The sequence below is a fragment of the Halanaerobium saccharolyticum genome (genome assembly GCF_003259895.1).
GTDB classification, from domain to species: Bacteria; Bacillota; Halanaerobiia; order Halanaerobiales; family Halanaerobiaceae; genus Halanaerobium; species Halanaerobium saccharolyticum_A.
Map to the genome: position 1 here is coordinate 1 of NZ_QLME01000052.1, position 2,213 is coordinate 2,213.

At 36.8% G+C, this 2,213-nt stretch carries 4 protein-coding genes; all 4 read right to left on the bottom strand.

The genetic code is table 11. The annotated features are described in order from the left end of the window. On the bottom strand, positions 1–869 hold an 869-nt coding region (locus C7958_RS15425), incomplete at its 3' end, for a sodium ion-translocating decarboxylase subunit beta (RefSeq protein WP_111573557.1). 11 nt (positions 870–880) lie between these two features. Next, entirely contained in the window at positions 881–1,303 is a 423-nt protein-coding gene (locus C7958_RS15430) for a biotin/lipoyl-containing protein (protein WP_111573558.1), read from the bottom strand. A gap of 14 nt (positions 1,304–1,317) precedes the next feature. Further along, a complete protein-coding gene (locus tag C7958_RS15435) occupies positions 1,318–1,641 on the bottom strand; it encodes an OadG family protein (RefSeq protein ID WP_111573559.1) in 324 nt (107 codons plus the stop codon). A gap of 86 nt (positions 1,642–1,727) precedes the next feature. Further along, a partial coding sequence (locus C7958_RS15440; RefSeq protein WP_279586186.1) for a carboxyl transferase domain-containing protein occupies positions 1,728–2,213 on the bottom strand: 486 nt, incomplete at its 5' end.

A 2,213-nucleotide genomic window follows, 5' to 3' on the forward strand; every position in this document is an offset into this window, starting at 1 on the left:
AGCACTAAAATCCCAATTGTTTCGGCATTTAAAAAAGCCTCTGCACTGGCTGTTGCTCCAACAGTTAATCCTAAAAATAAAGTTACTATGTTCATTAATGCATTCTGAGTTGTTTTAAGTAAGCGATCAACTACTCCAACTTCCCGCATTAAGTTACCAAACATTAAACTACCTAATAGTGGTAAAGCAGAAGGTACTAGTAATCCACCAAGTAAGCTAACAGCTATTGGGAAAATTATCTTTTCTTTTTTTGTTACAGGTCTTAACTGTTCCATTTTTACCTGGCGCTCTTCTTTAGTAGTTAGAGCTTTCATAATCGGCGGCTGAATAATCGGTACTAAAGCCATATAGGAATAGGCTGCTACTGCAATCGGTCCTAATAAGTGTGGTGCCAGCTGACTGGCTGAAAAAATTGCTGTTGGTCCATCTGCTCCCCCAATAATTCCAATTGCTCCTGCTTCTGCAGGCGAAAAACCTAAGGCAATTGCTCCAAAAATAGTGGCAAAAATACCAAACTGGGCTGCTGCTCCTAAGAGTGCAGTTTTCGGCTGCGCGATCATCGGACCAAAATCTGTCCAGGCTCCAACTCCCATGAAGATAATTGGAGGATAAATCCCTAATTTAACTCCCTGATAAAGATAATATAATAAACCTCCAACTTCTCCCTCTGATCCGGCTGCCATCAGTCCACCTAAAGGTAAATTAACTAACAACATCCCAAAACTGATGGGCACTAATAGCAGCGGCTCATATTCTTTGACCACTGCCAGGTATAAAAGTATAGAGGCAATGATAATCATTATAAATTGCCCTGAGCCCAGGTTTAAATAACCTGTGGACTGGACAAATAGCGAAATCTTATCTAACATTATTTAACCCCCTACTCAATTACCAGCAGTATGTCTTCTGCATCAACACTATCTCCGACTCTTACTTTAATATCCTTAACAGTTCCTGCCTCAGCTGCAGTTATTTCGTTTTCCATTTTCATTGCTTCTAAAACAACTAAAACATCACCTTTGCTGACACTACCACCTTTTTTAACATTGATTTCTAAAATACTTCCCGGCATTGGTGCTAAAATATCTCCTTCACCAATATCAGCTGGTGCTGACATTTCTTTTTGAGGTTGTTTTTTATGCTTTGGAGCAGCTTTTTTTGGTGCTGATTTCCTGTTAGCTCCAGAACTTTGGCTGCCTGCATTACTTGTGTTGGCTGCTATTTCACCATTAACTTCACTTCCAACTTCCTCAACATTTACAATAAATTCTTCACCATCTACCTCAACTCTAAATTTTTTCATACTATATTCAGCTCCTATCTTTTCCAGTTTTGATTACTTTTTTGAATAGATATTATCTTATAGTTTTTTTGATTATTTAACATTTCAGATATAGCAGCCGTAACTGCTGCAACTTTTTTAGGAGAAATCCCCTGTTCTGATTCATCTAATTGTACTGCTTTATTTTCTGCTGCAGATTTTGAATTTTTAACTGTCTTTTTGTTTTTCTTTTTATCTTTACTATCCGGTCCAAATAGTTTTCCACTAAAATGAAGGAAAACAGAGAGTAGATAAAGGGAAAGAAAAACTGTTCCCATTCCAATTACTAATAACTCCAGACCAAGAACATAATTATTCATACTTTCACCTACTTATTACTATTTTTATATTTTAATCCAGATCATTCTGAATTAGATCAGTTAATTTCAGCTGTTCTTTATATTTTTTATAAAGGTATATTACCGTGTTTTTTATCCTGTCCATTTTCACGCTTATTGCTCATCATTTCTAAACCATTAATTAGTTTAGCTCTGGTTTCTTCCATCTTAATTACATCATTGACCATTCCTCTTTTAGCTGCAATATATGGATTAGCAAAGTTATCTTTATATTCATCAATTTTATCCTGACGAAGTTTATCTGGATCATCAGCTGCTTTAATTTCTTTTCTGTAAATTACATTCGCTGCTCCTTCAGGACCCATAACAGCAATTTCTGCTATTGGCCAGGCATAAACTAAATCTGCTCTGACAGAACGACTGCCCATTGCTATATAGGCACCACCATAGGCTTTACGCATAATTAAAGTAATTTTGGGTACTGTTGCTTCTGAGTAGGCATAAAGTACCTTGGCACCGTGACGAATTACTCCTCCATATTCCTGTTCTGTACCCGGCATATAGCCTGGAACATCAACTAAAGAAATAATAGG

Excerpts from the sequence above, each read along its gene's own strand:
- C7958_RS15430 (WP_111573558.1), bottom strand. The coding sequence starts at position 1,303 with ATGAAAAAATTTAGAGTTGAGGTAGATGGTGAAGAATTTATTGTAAAT.
- C7958_RS15435 (WP_111573559.1), bottom strand. The coding sequence starts at position 1,641 with ATGAATAATTATGTTCTTGGTCTGGAGTTATTAGTAATTGGAATGGGA.